Raw genomic sequence first — 16,982 nt, forward strand, 5'->3', positions numbered from 1 at the left:
TCAAGACATGAAAAAATCAACATATTTATTGTCTCTTTTGTTACTGGGCAGTGCACTGGTAACCGTAAAAGCACAAACACAAGCGCAAACAGAGAAACAGATTTATCCGATAGTAACCGTTCCCATCCCGAAAGAAATAGCACTCGAAGTTGGTGGGATGACTTTTTTGCCCAATGATGAGCTGGCTGTGGCTACCCGCAAAGGCGAGGTGTGGATCATTACCAATCCATACATGAAAGATGGCCAACAACCCAAATACCGCCTGTTTGCACAGGGGATGCACGAAATATTGGGCTTAAATTACATCAAGGGAGACCTTTACCTTACCCAGCGTGCCGAGATTACACGCCTGCGCGACCTGGATGGCGATGGCGAAGCCGACGAATACCGCACCATGTACTCCTGGCCCTTATCGGGCAATTACCACGAATATGCCTATGGACCTATGTTGGATAAAGATGGCAATATGGTGGTTACACTCAATGTAGGCTGGATCGGTTATGGGGCCAGTTTATCCAAATGGCATGGCTGGATGCTCAAGTTTACCCCCGATTTTAAGTTAATACCTTTTGCAACGGGGTTCCGCTCGCCTGCAGCCATGGCACTGAATGATGATGGTGACATATTTTATGCCGAAAACCAGGGCGACTGGGTAGGCTCGGGCAGCATTACCCACGTAGAAGAAGGCGATTTTGTTGGTAATCCTGCCGGACTGGTATGGGCAGGTGAGCCAGGTTCTCCGGTTAAACTGCGTAAAGGTGATATTCCCGATACCGGCGAGCCCGAATTCGAAGTCGCCAAAAGGGTACCGGGATTAAAAACCCCATCGGTATGGATTCCGCATTCGATTATGGGTAACTCCACATCCGGCATCCTGAATTATACGGCTAATGGCAATATGGGGCCATTTAAAGGGCAGCTTTTTGTAGGCGACCAATCGCAGAGTAACATCAACAGGGTATTTTTAGAGAAAGTAAAAGGGGTATACCAGGGCGTGGTTTTCCCTTTCCGCCGTGGATTTTCTTCCGGTATCCTCAGGATGAACTGGGGCTCCGATGGCAGTATGCTGGTGGGCATGACTTCAAGAGGGTGGTCATCTACAGGCAAAGCCGAATACGGGCTGCAGCGTTTAACCTGGTCGGGTATTGTGCCATTTGAAGCGCAAACGGTAAAGGCTCAGCCTGATGGTTTCGAGCTGGAGTTTACCATGCCGGTTGATGAAAAAACCGCACGGGATGCCGGTACTTATCAACTATCTACTTTTACCTATAAATATCACCACATTTACGGCAGTCCGGTGATCAATAAATCAGCACGCAGTATTAAAGCCATTGTTGTGTCCCCTGATCATAAACGGGTGCGGTTGGTGCTGGATAGCTTAAAAGAAGGTTACATCCACGAAATTAAAATGGAAGGATTACTTTCCGGGAACGACAAGATCCCTTTGTTGCACAATTACGGCTTTTATACCCTAAACAAGATCCCTGATGGGGAAAAGCTGGCATTAACTGCTGAAAATAAACCTACAGGCAACGCACCGGCCGAACACCATATGGAGGGAATGGAACACCACCAAATGGGCAATATGGCAACAGCCGGTGGTGCAGTTAAAGGCAATACCGACGCCACAAAACATGTAACCCAACAACCCGAAAACTGGACGAAAGGGCCTGATAAAATCATTGTACTGGGCACCAAGCCAGGTTTAAAATTCGATTTGACCAACATTACCCTGAAGGCAGGCACTAACGTAAAGCTAACCTTTAAAAATGTTGATGATATGTTACACAATTTTGTGCTTACTACACCGGGATCGGGCAATGCGGTAGGCGAAATGGCCTTGAAAATGGGCCTTGATGGCGAAAAGTACGATTTTGTTCCGGGTACGCCTAAGGTACTGGCTTATACATCATTATTACAACCTGGAAAATCAGATACGATTTATTTTACGGTACCTAAAACACCGGGTGTGTATCCTTTTATTTGTACCTATCCAGGCCATTACATGGTGATGAAAGGCCAGATTAAAGTGATTAAATAATATTCGGGTTTAACCCGCATTTCTTTTAAGCAGATTGAGCGTTGATTTAAGCGCTTAATCTGCATTTTTTATTTCCTAATCTTTAATGTTATGGGTTTGTGTAAGGACTCAATATCTTCAGTGTTATATGACGCATTTGATGAGAACAAGGCAATTTATAACAAAGCTTTATTTTAGTTTACATTCCCCAAAATTTCCTGGTCATAATCATAACCTATCTCTTCAGGGAATTTCCCGTCTAAATCCGGATAAATGATTTGGACAGATTCGAAGTAATTGTTTTCATATAATCTGAACGTACTCAGTATTTTTTCATTCAAGGCTTCATTTTTTACCGGAATAATATATACCGGGAAACGATCGATTAAATTGACTAATTTCTGTTTTAAAGGCACTTTTTGGTTCCTGAATGCCTGAGCATAATTAGTAATTAACGTGTTGGTAAGTCCATTGGGTAAGCCAGAAACAAAAGCTTCGGGGATTCCAAAATTTTTATACAGTCCGCTTGAATAACCAAATGGGGTAAAGTCTTTTTCTTCTAGCACATAGGTTACATGGAAGCCATGCTGCTCGATTTTATTATCGACCATTTCAAAGTATAATCTTTTTTGCTCTTCACTCATTTATAATGATTTTCTCGCTATTCAAAGTTATAAGGATAGTTGATTTCTTTTAGATCAGTTTCAAGTTGTTCCCAATCTTCCAGTTCCTCAACAATGGATAAAACCATTTCTTTTGTCAGCGTTTGTCCATTATAAATTTTCGATACGGTTTCCAGAGGGATTCCACTTTCTTTGTAACTTCCTTCAAAATAATCAGTCGCCCAATCAATATAAGTCTGAGGATCCCCATCAAAAATGCTCAACATTTCTCCTGAATGATCGTCAATATTTTCAAGTTGTCCAACTTGCCAGTTTTTCGGTTCACTCGTCCATATGCAAAATGTGGTACCGATTGATGCAACAGGTTCTCCAAAAATAAATTCATCAAAAATTGAAGGCAAATTTGTGGTCAGTTTAGTCTTATTTTGTTGTTTGTATTCGTGTGCAAAACCATTTATTGCGCTGCCTTCATGGAGAAATAATATATGCATTTCATCACCTGCACCATTTCGCATTTGCAAACACTGTTCATTGGTATCCCACTCCGAATTGAATGAATAATAACGATATTGCCATTCCTGACAAATTATTGCATCTAAAACTGAAATCGCTTTACAAATAGTCTCAAGTGATGTTCTATCTGGAAGCAAGCTGAGATTTTTTGTTGAAATCATTGGTGATGTTGATTAAAAAGCATGCTCTAGGCTTTAGCTGGTTTACTAATCGAGTGTTAATCTACAGCTTATTTTACCATTCTCTCCATTCACTGGCCAAACCTTCGCCTTCACCATATTTAGCTGGGTTAAGGCCACAGGCAATGGTTATTTTGTTTGTTAGGCTGCACAAATCTTCCCTTTCGCCTGTTTCAATTAAGCCATCTATTTCTTCATTCAGTTGATTAGTTTTAAGAATGGCTGTTTTAAACAATTGCTTTTTTTGTTCTTCGCCTGCGTTTGCTCCGATTTCGATAAGGGAGGAGATTAAGTCGTCAAAAACTTTTTTTACTTTGTTACAGTTTTCCGCTGTATACTGCGTTAAGCCGTTATCATAATTTTGTCTCCACCGGTCAAACGGGTAAAATGCTTTTGTTGCTAAAAGTTTATTCTTATAATCAATATTCTCTGTTTTGTTATCAGACCGATTGGGATTATCCTTTTTGCCAAATAGCTTATTAAAGAGCCCCATATGATCGTTATTTCTTTCGGTAGGTGAGCAACCATAAGAAGTTAAACTCACCATAATTAATATGATTATTATTCTCATATAAAGCCTGCGATTAGGACATTACTCATTTTCCCATTTACCTTTACCATAACTTCCACCAGGGTTTAGTGCCTCCAGCCGTTTCTTTCTGCTGTGCTTTATATTTTTCTAACTCATTTTTCATTTCTTCATTATAAGCCAGTTGTTTAACGGTGTAAGTAAGTTCATTTTTACCTTCTAAATCGATTCCTAAACGGTTTGCCAGGTTTAAAATGTCATCAGCAAATATATCTGCGTTAATATTTAAACCGTTTTCTTGTGCTAAAGGGGAGTGTAAATTGTCAATGATCTCTCCACCGGAAGCAAAGAAATGCCTTTTTATGGTATCGTGGTATACTGTAAACCCAAATGAGTTTGAGGTAGTCTGGATCAGGAAGGTGATAATTTCGGTATCCAGTAATTTTGATAGCTGTAATAAAGCTGCTTCATCAATGGTATCTACCATTTCTGGGTCGTTAATAACGGTCCAGCCATTAGCTGTCCATATTCCCCTGATTGCGGTATCGTTATTGGCAAACTCAAAATAATTATCGCATAAATAATTGTTAAATTCCTGCCAGTTGTTAAACTGTTTGTCATATGCAGTATCCAGGTATTTAAAAGTGGCAAAGATTTCGTCTGCCCTGTTGAAGAAATTGCCTTTAATGGCAATGAAGCTATTGGTCATGTGATGAGTTTTGTTAAGATAAATAATGTTCAATTATGTTGATGTTTAATAATTCTCCATAGACCATGCTGAGTCGATATGTTCTAAATCTGCTTCCGGATAATTTATTTCTGCTTTATTTAATACTTTTTTTGCAGGGTCGAGTATTAGCCAAAGCGTTTCATCAATTTCAGGCAGGTTATCCTTTATTATTTTTTTAAGATTTGCTTTGAGAAAAAAACTGTAATGAAGCCCAGCCGAAAATCCTTCTAACATACCTTCATTTGGATAAGTGAGTCTATAGACTTCTTGCCTAAAATTAATTAGGTCATTGAAGAGCCAATGGATGTCTATTGATCGAAAGTTGATATATTTTTCCATGTCTGGATATAGAGAAGTAATTGTTGTAATTATCTTTTTTTGTAATTCCAAATTTTCATCTTTTTCTCTGTCAAAAAGGAATTCGCCCTGTAGCAAATATTCGAGATTTGTTAGCTTGTTTAGTTGTTTGGCTCTGTTCAGTTTCTGCTTTTCTCCAGCAAATGAATATTTTATTTGTATAAGGGGATTAACATATTTCTTTGAGAGCCCCAATGCATCCTGTAATACTTCAATTTGTGAAAGTCTGATTTTCGCTGGTTTAGAATTCTTTCTCTCTGGCATCGACCATAGGTAATTATAGTCTAATACTTTATTTAAAAGATCTTTTGCTGTCATAATAAATTGTAATCTATTTGAAATACCAAATTTGAATTTGCAAAAATTCGTTTCAATAGTTGTTAGAAATTAACCCACCAATTACCATCATTGTCTGATCCAAATGAAATTGGTGTTTGAATAGATGGGATACGTGTTGGGTAATCAATTAAGGTTTTGAATGCTATGTTATCCATAGTATGTAGCGATTAATTTAATCGCTAATATAAGCACTGCGATAATACATCTTGTACTTTTTGTTTTAAATCCGACAGCAAGAATTTGCATGTACTTTTTCAGACCACCAAAAAAATAATTACTAATTTTAGGTGATACCTGGTCAAAAATACCCACATACTATAATAAAAGCATAGTAATCATGACAGCAACATTCATTAATGAGAAGCCCAGCACGCGCGAAGCACTTTTTATGAAACTCTACAAAGAAGCCTTTCCTTTGGTTGCAAGGCATGTGAGCAAGATGGGGGGATCATTTGAGGAAGCGAAAGACATTTTTCAGGATGCCCTGGTGGTGTATTATGAGAAAGTACAGGTTTCGGGATTAAAGCTGAAGTACCGGGAGAAAGCCTATTTATTTGGGATCGCCAGGTATTTATGGATCAAACGTTACCAGGAAAACGACAAGCAGGTTGCACTTGATTCCCTGGGCCTTGTTTTGAATGAAGAGATCGATTGGGCAGATACCGGATATGAGGAAGTTTCTTCCGGGAAACTGTTGCAGTTACTGGAGCAGGCCGGACAGAAATGCATGCAATTGCTCAGTGCTTTTTATTATGAAAAACTGGATATGGAAACACTGGCCGGGCGTTTTGGCTTTTCGGGTGCGCGCTCTGCAACCGCCCAGAAATTTAAATGCCTCGAAAAAGTTAAAAATACCGTTAAAGCTAAATCCTTAACATATGAAGACATTGTTGAATGAGCTCGGTTTAATTGAGCATTACCTGCTGTCGGACCGTAAGGATGGCGAAAGTTTCCTGTTCGAAGCCAAAATGATCTTAGAGCCTGAACTCAAAGAGCAGGTGTACTGGCAGCAGAAAACCTACCAGGCAGTGCGCGATTATGGCCGGAAACAGCTGAAAAATGAAATCAATAACATCCACGAAACACTGTTCAATACCGAAGCGCATCAAAGTTTCAGGCAAAAGGTAATGCGTTTGTTCCGCAAATAAACAATCAATTTAATCTATAAACCGGGCCCCATTATTGGGGCGGGGCATCGCTATGCCCAAAATTTAAAATCAATAGAATGAATATTAACCATGAATTCCGCCTTTATGCGGTAAAACACCAGCGCTTAAACAGCCTCTATGTAGATCAATACATGAGCAGAAGTTCTGCTTATACCTTGCCGGTTGCCATGACGCCCTATATTACAGAAGAACGCCAGTTGAATGTGGCACAAATGGATGTCTTTTCGCGGCTGATGATGGACAGGATTATTTTTTTAGGCGAAGCCGTTGAAGAGCGGAATGCCAATGTAATACAGGCACAATTGCTTTTTTTGCAGTCAGTTGATGCCAAAAGCGACATCCAGTTGTACATCAATTCGCCAGGTGGATCGGTATATGCAGGTTTAGGCATTTACGATACCATGCAGTTTATCGAGCCTGATGTAGCGACCATTTGTACGGGCATTGCGCTTTCCATGGGTTCGGTATTGTTGTGTGCCGGGGCTGCCGGTAAACGTTCGGCATTGCAGCATTCGAGGGTCATGATCCATCAAACCTCAAGCGGGGCAGAAGGAACGGCCATTGATATGGATATCAGGATCAAAGAAGTGCTCAAAGTACAATCAGATCTTTACCATATTCTGGCAAAGCATAGCCAGCAAAGTTATGAACGGATCAACGAATTAGCCAGTCGCGATTACTGGATGAGCGCCACCGAAGCAAAGGCATTCGGAATGATAGATGAAGTGTTAATGCGCGAAGACCAGGATTTTGTTTGATGCAGGCATATCGCACAAATCAGCTCGCTTACCACTTAAAAATAATGCATAAAAAAATCAATAAAGAGCCCTGATGCCGCTGTGACTCTTTATTGATTTTAAAATAATTACACGGCATTATGCCTTAGTTAATTTTGATATAATAATAAACCGATATATTTTTAGGCCTTGTCTCTGTACTTACCCTGGGCTCACCGTATCCGGCGGGTATCTTTCCCTCGGTATTTACGGCCGCCGTTCCTTCCACCGTATACCTTTGCCTTGGCGAATTTGCGGCCTGTTTATCAGCGATCATTACACCAATATTATCTCTGTTTAGGTGTTTATGACCCTGGAAAGCATCACCCTGGTAGCCACCCACAACACGGGTATCCGGATCACTTTTCTCTTTAGCTACTGCAGGTACGGGCTGGTAAGGATCAAAAATATTTAAGCCCCTCACAAACATCCCCCGCAAATCGGGTACATTAACTTGCGATGTTAATATTTGAAACTTGGAATTGGGAACCGGACGGCCATCACAAGGCGCCCACTTACTTTTATTGGAGGTAAAAATTCCCCCCGGACTCTTGTCGTGATTTTTCGTCACGGTATTAAACTGTTCATAATTCAAATAAGAGGTAATAATGGTGCCGATCGGAAATTCCTTGGTACTCGTCATATTATCCTGTGCCGAAGCTTTGCTGGAGAATGATCCCCGGTCGGTTTGAATGGTTAAAATCACATCTTCATTGGCCGGTCGCTTACAGGTTACCAGCGTGGTAAAGCCCTTTAACGATTCGCCTGCATCCAATTTGCCACTTAACAGTGCGCTGGTGGGGTATACATTAAACGAGGTAACTTTGGGCATGGAGTCGCCTGGTGATGATGGCCGGTAATGGATGGTAAACACCACTGCATCTTCAGTTTCCACATTTGTACCCTGAATAAAACCATATAGGTTGTTCTGCCCGTTTTTGGTTACGCAATTAACATAGGCTTCATATAAATTGGTGTTGGGTACCGATTGCAGCAGCATTTGGGCATTCTCAGCACCTATATTCAGCTCGGTAATCGACAATAATTTGGTCTTCAATTCTGTAAACTTATCTTCCGAATCATTGGCACCGATTGAAAATGGTACCCCTTTAATGGGGATGGTTAAAGAAGCACCCCATTTACCGGATTTCATGTCCGATTTGAAGGTTTCAGAAAGATAATAAGTTCTTAAATCATGACTGAATGAGTTGGTATTCGTCATTTTAGTAAAAGAATAGAGGCCGTCAGATAATAGTTTTTCACATTCCTGGGCATAAACCGTTGATGTTATTGAACCTGACAATAACAAGGGTATTAGTAGTTTGCGTATCATTGGATTTTGATTTTAAGCAAGTTAAAGGATCAATTTTCTTGATGAAATACCTAATAGCGGGTATTATAGGTAGTTTTCCCGGCTTATTTTAGTATATTAGGTTATTCAAAAGGGATGATAAGCCCAATCCATCCACCTGATTAAAAATCCACCAAAAAACGATTCTAAAGTCCACCTTTATGCCACCTTTACCCCACGTTTAGGCCACCTTCCGGCCAGGTTTGCCTTGTACCTGCCTGCACACTGCTTCGCAATTGCTTTGCTTCAGTTATAGCCCTGGTGTAGGTCAGGTCAGTCAAAAATTTGAGCTGCTTCAGCCTGGCAGGTTAACAATAGCTAAATAAAAGGTAAAGGGAAAGTTATCTTGAGGTATTCTTGGTCTGTGGCTTTTTGGGAGAAGCCTTGGTAAAGAAAAAATAAACGGCTGTCAGGTTTTGGATAATTAGTGTTCGTTCTCTTTATTACAAGTAAAGCACCACCAGTATTGTTTATCCATATCTTTTAATAGTGATTTTGATTTTTGCTTGCAAACGTTACAATTGCGTATTAGCCTTTCATCTTCCAAAGCCAAATAATTGCAGGTGTAGCAACCCCAATTAGTTTTAATATACGGTTCATCCTCAATAACCCATGTAAAACTTTTTGTGCCGCATTTAGGGCAGATGTATAAAGACATAATTGCTAATATAATGATTCATTTGAGATTAAAAGGTTAGCTTACTGTCAAAGAGGATAGTTTGGGCCTAGATATACTTATTAAACTTAAAATAAATTGTTGAGTTGTTTTGAGCTTTGCACTTCAGCCCCATTAAACCAATATTGGCTGCTGTTATTCCTTCTATGATTCAATTCCTAATATTAGAATAATTTGCCCTGTTGATGTTTTATAAACTTCAATTTCAGATAAAACTAAGTCTGCTATGTCATGGCCCCAAATTCCATATTTTCCGTCTGTTTGATTTCTGTTGTATATTGTTGTTCGCTTATCAATCGGAATTGTCTTAATAGTGGCACTTTTTTCTTCTTCTTCGTAAATTTTAAAATAATGCAAATTTATTTCCGATAATAATTGTTTTCTTGAAAAACCATTATTTGATGTTATTGTAAATTCGTATTGATTGGTAAGAGGGTAATCGATAATAATTTTTACCGAATTGTCTTTGATGACAATTTCGTCGCCCTTGTATAAGTTTGGAATGTCTTGTTTAGCATTTTCAATGCTTGCCCAAGGAATAAATCCGTCTTCATAATCTTTTTTATTATCAGTTTTTACTTTAAATAATATTGTAGAAATCAACTCACCAATATGTTCACTTTTCTTTTCAGTTGCTTTCTTTTCATTTTCCTGAATAACGGTAATTGGGTCTTTTATCTCTCGCTTTTCATCACCTTTTTGAGTTTGGCCTTTGCAATTTGTAAATATAATTGTCAAAAAAAGAATTAAATATTTAGTCATTTTAATTTTATTTCTTATCATTTTATGTAATTGTAAATTTTTGATTTTCCATAATGGTTCAGACTAGCGCAAGTTTTAGTGTGCCAAGTCTAGGTAGGGCTTGACTTGTGTTTTGCCATTAATCTCAATTGGCTGCTATGGATGCTCAAGCCAGCTAGCCCGCTAACCTAGGCGCCAAGATTTGCGCTAATACGAGAATAAGTTTTAAACCAGATTTTTGATTCCTTTATTTTTCAGCTCAATAGGCAAATTCGAGTCTGTTTTTTACATGTTTACTCTCTTCCAGCCTTAATTGTTGATTGGTGATAATGTCGTGCTCCTTATCTTTTTGTAAAACTTTAAACCAGCTGATTGCAGGAATCATACCTCCTGAGTGTAATTCAAGTCTGATCACAAATTCATCTTTGGGCTTTCGGTGATTGTTGATATACTGGCTGAGTACAGCAGGGGTAACATCTACCTCAATAGCGAACTGTTTGTCTTTTTTATCTTGTCTATTCACATATTCATTTAGAAAATAACCGAAGTTAAATGCTTTATGATATTGGTTGCTGCTGATATAGTCTTCAAGCTGAAACTTAAGCTGTAGTAGTCTATTGTACATTTTTTCATTCTCACTTCTGTTCTCGAACTGTTTTCTCCTGTTTGTCCAAAAGTTTTGTTCTGCATCTTTTTCCTGAGCAGTTTGTACTTCATCAGAAGGGAATACATAGGCATCTGCAAGTTCCTGATCGGTAAATTTTGAAAACGCTACCTCCTGGATTTCTTTTCTGTTCTTGTTAGTTTTCATAATATTCCTTTATCAATTTTATCGAATTTATTCCTTCTGTTACCAGAAATAGCTTGGTTGACTGTAGTCCATATCTTTTGATATAATGGGCTTCCAGTTTAGTTTTAGGTTTAAGGCATACAAACCCATCATAGCCCAGTTTAAAAGATTCTCTACAGGCATAGGAAATCAGGCAACCTGCAATCCTGCTATAAATTTTGTCAGGGCCTACATTTTCATACGACGAGGCGAGAAGTCTGATTTCTAATGCGTAATCGTTTGGTCTTTCTGCAATTGATAACATGCCTATTGGTTCCGTGGAGTCTTCTAACGTAAGTTTGTAAACACTAAAGTTCTTCTCTTTGTTCCAGTTGAAAGCAAATCGTTTTGTTTTATTGATCTGCGCAATCTCGGCCGCATCAATTTTGCTGACGATTACAGCATGTTTTTTACCTGTTCTTTCATTGATTACATGCATTGTTATTCAAATATACTAAAAAGTTTACTTAAAATGTAAACTTTTTAAGCTGTGAATATTCATTTCTAGTTCTGGCACAAGTATTAGCGCCCTTTGCCTCAAGCATTGGCCTGACTTGTACTTTAGCAGTATTTAAAGATTAAAATCTCCTCGAGGGATCGTCATTGCGAGAAGGCTTTTTCAGCCGACGAAGCAATCTTTATGGCAAGGATCACAAAGATTGCTTTGTCATAGCTGAATAAAGTAAATGGCTAGTTAAATTTGAACGGTTATAGTGTAGATGCTAAACCGATAGTTTCATTATATTCATCACCCTCAACAGCATTACACCAGGCATCGCAGTCTGACAGCCAATCATAAATCATTTTATATGCAGCGGTAATTTCGGCAGAAAACTTTAAAGTTGCGCCTTCAAAATCATCCTCCTGAAAGATGTAGGCATTTAATCCAACATATAATAGTTCTGAAAGATGCTCTACATCAAATTTGCCAACAGCTTGTAGGTGATAACCCTGGTTTATGGCATAACGCTGAAAGGTATAATCATTGGCCAAAAGTTTTGTTTTGGTAAGCAGGCTGATGATATTATTTACATCATAAAGGGCGTTGGCAATGGTAATGGGTTTGTGTTTACCAGAGCGTGGATCGGGCCCGATAGCTGCGCTAAGCATTTCAGTAAGGAACTGATTCACATCCGATAAACTAATCATATCGAAATAGGTTTCCATCAGTTTCCGGAATTCTGTTACAGCTGCTACCTGATTTGGGAGCTGTGTGTTTGGGTTTTTACAATTGTTAGTCTGCATAACATTGAAATTAAAGTTCCTGGACGCTGCAGACTAACAAATAACTCTTTTCAGAGAAATTAGAAAATGCGTTTCTTAAACGCTCGTCCAGGAATATTTTTAAAATTTAATTGTTGAAGTTGATCTCTCTTAGTTAGGTGAAAAAATATGTTATTTATTAATCTGCACAGGCAAGATAAATACAATAAATCAATCTACAAAATATTGTTGCTCACATAAGGCATAAATCAGGGCAGTTTAATCTTGCAGCCTTTAGTTCTATCAACGCAGTTAACAACATTACATTTGCAGTTGATAGGTTTATGCTTGCAGTTGATAGTTCTATACTTGCAGTTCATAGTTCTGAACTTGCAGTTGGTAGATTTATACTTGCAGTTAACAGTTCTATCAGCGCAATTAACAACATTATACTTGCAGTTAACAGTTTTATCAGCGCAGTTAACAACATTATACTTGCAGTTGGTAGGTTTATGCTTGCAGTTGATAGTTCTATATACTTTCAGTTCATGGTTCTGAACTTGTAGTATGTTATTCAAAGTATTAGTGTGTAGTTCAAACTAAGCAGAAAGCTATATAAATATTTAAATAAGTAATATTAGTTTCTGAATAGGTTATCCAGTATTATGAAGATCAATAATCAAAGCAGAAGTCATCTAGCCCCGCTAGCCTATGAATTAAGACTTGCGCTAGTAGGGGGCTGGCGCATGCTTGCCGCGTGTAAATAAATATTAAGATGCACCAGTATCAAATGCACATGCGGCACGCGTGCGCTAACAAAGGATGCATTAATAAATACTATTATACCTCAACCTTGTTCATATATCCTCTTTGCATGATCATAACTCCGATACTTCTCATGATTAAGCCAACTAATCTTTGTCCCTTGGTTAATTAGCGCTCGATGCGCTTGGTATCCATCAAATTCAGGGTTGAGTTCAAATTCCCCGTCATAAAAGCAAGTAGCCTCCCTTACAACCTTACCGTCAATAACTGTTAAGTATAATTGATGCACCGTGATATCTGCGAAGTCTTCAAAATATTCAAGTATGAATCTGTCCGGATTAATTTCTTTTATTAGCGAAGCCAAGGCTGAAAAGTCATAGATAAACACTTCTTCATCATCTTCACGGTATTTATTGTGTACTGCGGAAGAGGTACTTAACGCAGTACACAAGTCATTACAACTAAAGACGTGAGCAATAAAAACGCTAAGAGAAGGCCAGTATACATCATACCTATCAGGGTCTAAAGGTATTACAAATGCTCGATTTTCCCGAAAGTGTACGATTTCAGGAGGTACGACCGTATCATCCAATACTATTAATGCACAAATTAGTTGAGCCATATCTTTAAATTTATTAAATATAAATCATACCCATGCATATCCAAAATTTAGCCATGTAGTTGCATCATTTAAATATGATACTTTTATCAAGCTTTCAAACCAATTAAGTAAAGGAGCAACGGAATAAATAGGCTGTGCGGTTGCCACGCGAGTGTTTATGCCGCAGATCCTTTAAGTGTGTCGAGATTATAAGCTTAAATTTGTTGAATAATTAAATTATTAATACCAATCCCATTTGATACTACGGGTGCATCATCTTAATATTTAATTCACACGCGGCACGCGTGCGCCAGCAGGGGGGGTAAAAATTCCATTGGTTTAATTAAGAGTTATTGAAGTTTATCAAATGCTTTTTTTGCCGTGGCATAGTCATAATATATTTCTTCATTGCTAGACCAAGATTCATCAACGCCGATAATTTTATAAAATGGTCCAGGATCACAGAGATTTTGAATCTCCGGGGTAAAGATAGACTCTTTCATTATCTCATCATCAATTATCGCAAGAAACAAACAATCTTGAGGTCTATCAGCAAAAGTAGAGTTATATTCTATTACAAATGTATCCAGATTAAAGCTTTCAATAATTTCAATGATTGCGTTATCCTTATATTCAGTTTTATATCGTATATATGAATGATAATGAGATAAATACTCTTTTAGCGTGTCAAAATTTGCCGCTTGCTCGATGAACATTTGAATTATATATTCGTTACAGTCTAACGGAATTATTGTTGTGTTTTTTTCTGAAAAATGAACGAGTTCACGATTAAAGTCTCGTTTGTTATTGCTTAATATAGCTCCTAAATCCATATTTAAAGATATAAAATATCTTATCATCTATTAGCTTGCTTGCTGGCCGACATGCGTATGGAACGAAGGTCGTTGCAAAGAAGTTCGTAGAACGATGCAACGATATGCTTATGTAATTGTATTATTTTAATTTGATGGTGTTTATTACTTGAACCCAATACAGATATTTTGAGTTCCCGATATAACCACTCGTTTTAAGTGAATCAAGCCTAACAAGAATTAATTCTAGAAGTGGGATAGACTCGACTTTATTCTCCTCGAAAAAGAATATAAGCCACTGGTCTAAAATAGCTGTGGCTAGTGAATCATCAGCCAAAGTAAATATATGGCCTAATGTGAAATTATCATCAATTGTTTCTCCATGAAGATCTCCGCTATACATAGTATAAGCTAATACCTCAAGCTCTTTGTTATTCCATTTAGGTAATTCGAAATTTAGAGTGCTCCAATCGTCGGCAGCAAAAGTATTCAGTATTTGATACGAAACATGAGTTAATCCATCCACTTCATATAAAATATTTACCTGATCACTAAGCTTTGTAAGTTCTTCATGCAAGAGTCCAACTTTACCTTTATGTAGAGTCATATATACATAGGTGCTAAATCAATGTCAATATGCTTACTAGCCAACTAATAGTCCATTAATATCCGAATGTTTCAATGTCCCCATCATTAACAATTTAATTAAATGGAAGGCGTGTGAATAGTTTTCAATAGGTAGCTGTTCATCGCCATATATTAACTCTGCAGAATCAAATTCGAATATCCAATCAGATTTTCCGCTAGAAATGAGGTAATCATGGGCCTCTTTACAACTACGGTATATGTGTGAAGCCGTAAGGTAGTTCATACTATTTCTAGCCTTTTGTATAATGCTGTCGGTTAGTTGTATTAACTTATTTATAGTGGCCTCTGATAAACTGGTAAAATCAATTCCACCCCACCATCCAGCGTATATAGTAGCTGTATCGTTTAATAGGATTATCTTGAACTCATTAAGCTCATTATCAGAACTGCCATAATTCCATTCAATTTCTTCGAACAGTAACAGCTGATAGGCGATTAAAAATCCATCTTTTAAAACAAGTTCATTGCCCTTATAATTAATTGACCACTCCGTACTCATACTCAAATATAATAAAAATGCCATCCGTTAAAAACAATTGATTCCTCACTGTCTGCGAACAGAGAAAATGTGTGAGAATCAGCAGTTGCAAAGCAATGAGATTCGATCTATGTTTTAATTATATTCTATTTTAATTATGACTTCATCAGATCTGGACGGTCTGGATTTAATGGTGTAAGTTTTGCCATTTCTTTTAAACACATCTAGCGCAAGTCTTAGTGCCCCTGGCCAGAGTATAGGCCTGACTTGTGCTTAATAAATCCGTCCATTAAATCTCTGCTAAGCACAAGTCATCTGGCCCACTAGCGTAACTAAGACTTGCGCTAGTAATGGAGTCTGGCCAGATTTTCCAGGATAAAGTGAAACAAATCCTAGACAAAGATAGAGAGAAGATTCGTGAAGCACTCCGCCTGCTCAAAAGAAAAACCATGACAGAGTGCAGCGCTGGCATGCTGTTTTTCGTTAGCTTAGACAATGCGGAATACCGATCTTTCTATCGGTTTAGCAGTGCCCTAACCGATGCACGATTGCCTAAAAGTAACAGTAGATACTTAAAAGAAGGCTGATCACTGCCAAACCACTGAATTAAAAACTAAACCATTCTCTTCTCCGCTTAAGCTGTTTTTGGAGTGAGGAATGGGTTTATATATTAGACCTTATTCATATATATGTTACGGTTTGATTTGTCAACCAAAGTTTTAAAGTCAGCATCAAACTTAAACCAAAAGTTAATAACGTTTGAACTCAATGAGTTGTTAACCAATTCTATTACATGAAGTGCAACTAATTGTTTGTTTTTGTCAATCATAAAATTGTTGATTACATATGATCTTATGGGGTTTGTTGCTTTTGTTACTAAGTTATCTTCAATTAACCATTCTTCTTTAACCAATTCTGAGGATTCGATTCGTTGTACCTCCCATCTACCGCGCAAAATTCCTAAATCAGCTTTGAAATTATCTTCCATTTTAACCAACTGATTCTTTAGGGATTCGTTGTAGTGTTCTAGCTTTTCAACCATATTCTCAAATTCTGCAACTTGTATAAGTAAACCGTCTCTTTGAGTCTGTACAACACTTTGGTCTTCAATAATCCCTCTAAGCTTCGTTGTCAAGTCTGCATGAGTTTCTCTAAGTTCAATGTACTTTTTAACTGGCATAGAACCCTCAGAGGTAGCCCTTAAGATATTGGTTTCGTTTCGATTATCTATTTTAGCATTTAATAATTTAATCCATGCTTTAAGGTAGGGAAATGCAAAAGTATATATTAATGCCAATAAAAAGGGTATCAATGCTGTATAAGTCCAATTGCTATATCCTTTTATCAACTCATAGTAAGAACGAAATCCATCGGCTTTTAAATCCTGTTGCTTATATAAAAGCAAGCCGACCGTAATTGGCCAATTGATAAGTAACCATGAAATAACGAATGACGAAATTAGGGGGCTAGATACTCTTTCCTTGAGGTCTGCAAAGAAGTCTTTAAATTGTTCCAAAGCGTTAGTTTAAAGCTCAATTATAAACAAAAAATAGCCACATTGTATGGCTCTTAACAATTAAAGCATTTCTTAAGATTTAACTATTTCTTTTCCATTTCGCCACTAATTGGAGATAGGAATTGTT

Annotated in this window: 19 protein-coding genes; 4 read left to right on the forward strand and 15 right to left on the reverse strand. The window is 37.8% G+C overall.

The annotated features are described in order from the left end of the window. Positions 1 to 7 precede the first annotated feature (7 nt). Complete coding sequence (locus tag GGQ60_RS00515; protein WP_183759444.1) at positions 8 to 2,041, forward strand: plastocyanin/azurin family copper-binding protein; 2,034 nt, start codon at positions 8 to 10, stop codon at positions 2,039 to 2,041. A 173-nt stretch (positions 2,042 to 2,214) separates the two neighbouring features. On the opposite strand, the gene GGQ60_RS00520 is transcribed toward GGQ60_RS00515, so the two are convergent. The 5 genes from GGQ60_RS00520 to GGQ60_RS00540 form a co-directional block, all read right to left on the reverse strand. Continuing rightward, positions 2,215 to 2,664 (reverse strand): DUF4262 domain-containing protein, encoded by a 450-nt coding sequence (locus tag GGQ60_RS00520; protein ID WP_183759445.1) that lies wholly within the window; start codon positions 2,662 to 2,664, stop codon positions 2,215 to 2,217. A 17-nt stretch (positions 2,665 to 2,681) separates the two neighbouring features. Further along, positions 2,682 to 3,317 carry a hypothetical protein gene (locus GGQ60_RS00525; protein WP_183759446.1) on the reverse strand — a complete coding sequence of 212 codons (636 nt, stop codon included), beginning with the start codon at positions 3,315 to 3,317 and terminating at the stop codon, positions 2,682 to 2,684. Positions 3,318 to 3,390: 73 nt separating this feature from the next. After that, complete coding sequence (locus GGQ60_RS00530; protein WP_221235847.1) at positions 3,391 to 3,906, reverse strand: hypothetical protein; 516 nt, start codon at positions 3,904 to 3,906, stop codon at positions 3,391 to 3,393. A 43-nt stretch (positions 3,907 to 3,949) separates the two neighbouring features. Next, the gene (locus GGQ60_RS00535; RefSeq protein WP_183759447.1) at positions 3,950 to 4,573 is read right to left on the reverse strand and encodes a hypothetical protein; all 624 of its coding nucleotides are present in this window, start codon (positions 4,571 to 4,573) and stop codon (positions 3,950 to 3,952) included. 45 nt (positions 4,574 to 4,618) lie between these two features. Beyond that, a complete protein-coding gene (locus GGQ60_RS00540) occupies positions 4,619 to 5,269 on the reverse strand; it encodes a hypothetical protein (protein WP_183759448.1) in 651 nt (216 codons plus the stop codon). A gap of 358 nt (positions 5,270 to 5,627) precedes the next feature. Between GGQ60_RS00540 and GGQ60_RS00545 the strand changes: the two genes are divergently transcribed. From GGQ60_RS00545 to GGQ60_RS00555, 3 genes are all read left to right on the forward strand, one after another. Continuing rightward, entirely contained in the window at positions 5,628 to 6,188 is a 561-nt protein-coding gene (locus tag GGQ60_RS00545; protein WP_183759449.1) for an RNA polymerase sigma factor, read from the forward strand. Continuing rightward, positions 6,169 to 6,438, forward strand: coding sequence for a hypothetical protein (locus GGQ60_RS00550; protein ID WP_183759450.1), 270 nt, complete (start codon positions 6,169 to 6,171; stop codon positions 6,436 to 6,438). The genes GGQ60_RS00545 and GGQ60_RS00550 overlap by 20 nt, the downstream gene beginning before the upstream one ends. Positions 6,439 to 6,515: 77 nt before the next feature. Beyond that, complete coding sequence (locus tag GGQ60_RS00555; protein WP_183759451.1) at positions 6,516 to 7,217, forward strand: ATP-dependent Clp protease proteolytic subunit; 702 nt, start codon at positions 6,516 to 6,518, stop codon at positions 7,215 to 7,217. A gap of 124 nt (positions 7,218 to 7,341) precedes the next feature. Here the strand turns inward: GGQ60_RS00555 and GGQ60_RS00560 are convergent, their stop codons facing one another. From GGQ60_RS00560 to GGQ60_RS00605, 10 genes are all read right to left on the reverse strand, one after another. Continuing rightward, positions 7,342 to 8,568, reverse strand: coding sequence for a tail fiber protein (locus GGQ60_RS00560; protein ID WP_183759452.1), 1,227 nt, complete (start codon positions 8,566 to 8,568; stop codon positions 7,342 to 7,344). Positions 8,569 to 9,406: 838 nt separating this feature from the next. Continuing rightward, entirely contained in the window at positions 9,407 to 10,045 is a 639-nt protein-coding gene (locus GGQ60_RS00565; protein ID WP_183759453.1) for a hypothetical protein, read from the reverse strand. 217 nt (positions 10,046 to 10,262) lie between these two features. Continuing rightward, positions 10,263 to 10,814 carry a hypothetical protein gene (locus GGQ60_RS00570; RefSeq protein WP_183759454.1) on the reverse strand — a complete coding sequence of 184 codons (552 nt, stop codon included), beginning with the start codon at positions 10,812 to 10,814 and terminating at the stop codon, positions 10,263 to 10,265. Continuing rightward, positions 10,804 to 11,271, reverse strand: coding sequence for a hypothetical protein (locus GGQ60_RS00575; protein WP_183759455.1), 468 nt, complete (start codon positions 11,269 to 11,271; stop codon positions 10,804 to 10,806). Before GGQ60_RS00575 ends, GGQ60_RS00570 begins: the two co-directional genes overlap by 11 nt. A 269-nt stretch (positions 11,272 to 11,540) precedes the next feature. After that, positions 11,541 to 12,077 (reverse strand): hypothetical protein, encoded by a 537-nt coding sequence (locus GGQ60_RS00580; RefSeq protein ID WP_183759456.1) that lies wholly within the window; start codon positions 12,075 to 12,077, stop codon positions 11,541 to 11,543. Positions 12,078 to 12,882: 805 nt separating this feature from the next. Further along, positions 12,883 to 13,422 (reverse strand): hypothetical protein, encoded by a 540-nt coding sequence (locus GGQ60_RS00585; protein WP_183759457.1) that lies wholly within the window; start codon positions 13,420 to 13,422, stop codon positions 12,883 to 12,885. A gap of 329 nt (positions 13,423 to 13,751) precedes the next feature. Next, complete coding sequence (locus tag GGQ60_RS00590; protein WP_183759458.1) at positions 13,752 to 14,234, reverse strand: hypothetical protein; 483 nt, start codon at positions 14,232 to 14,234, stop codon at positions 13,752 to 13,754. Between the two features lie 121 nt (positions 14,235 to 14,355). Continuing rightward, on the reverse strand, positions 14,356 to 14,820 hold the full coding sequence (locus GGQ60_RS00595; protein WP_183759459.1) for a hypothetical protein: 465 nt from the start codon (positions 14,818 to 14,820) through the stop codon (positions 14,356 to 14,358). A 36-nt stretch (positions 14,821 to 14,856) separates the two neighbouring features. Beyond that, complete coding sequence (locus GGQ60_RS00600; protein WP_183759460.1) at positions 14,857 to 15,384, reverse strand: hypothetical protein; 528 nt, start codon at positions 15,382 to 15,384, stop codon at positions 14,857 to 14,859. A 625-nt stretch (positions 15,385 to 16,009) separates the two neighbouring features. After that, entirely contained in the window at positions 16,010 to 16,855 is an 846-nt protein-coding gene (locus tag GGQ60_RS00605) for a hypothetical protein (RefSeq protein WP_183759461.1), read from the reverse strand. Positions 16,856 to 16,982 lie beyond the last annotated feature (127 nt).

It is taken from the genome of Pedobacter zeae, assembly GCF_014196715.1.
Taxonomy (GTDB): Bacteria; Bacteroidota; Bacteroidia; order Sphingobacteriales; family Sphingobacteriaceae; genus Pedobacter; species Pedobacter zeae.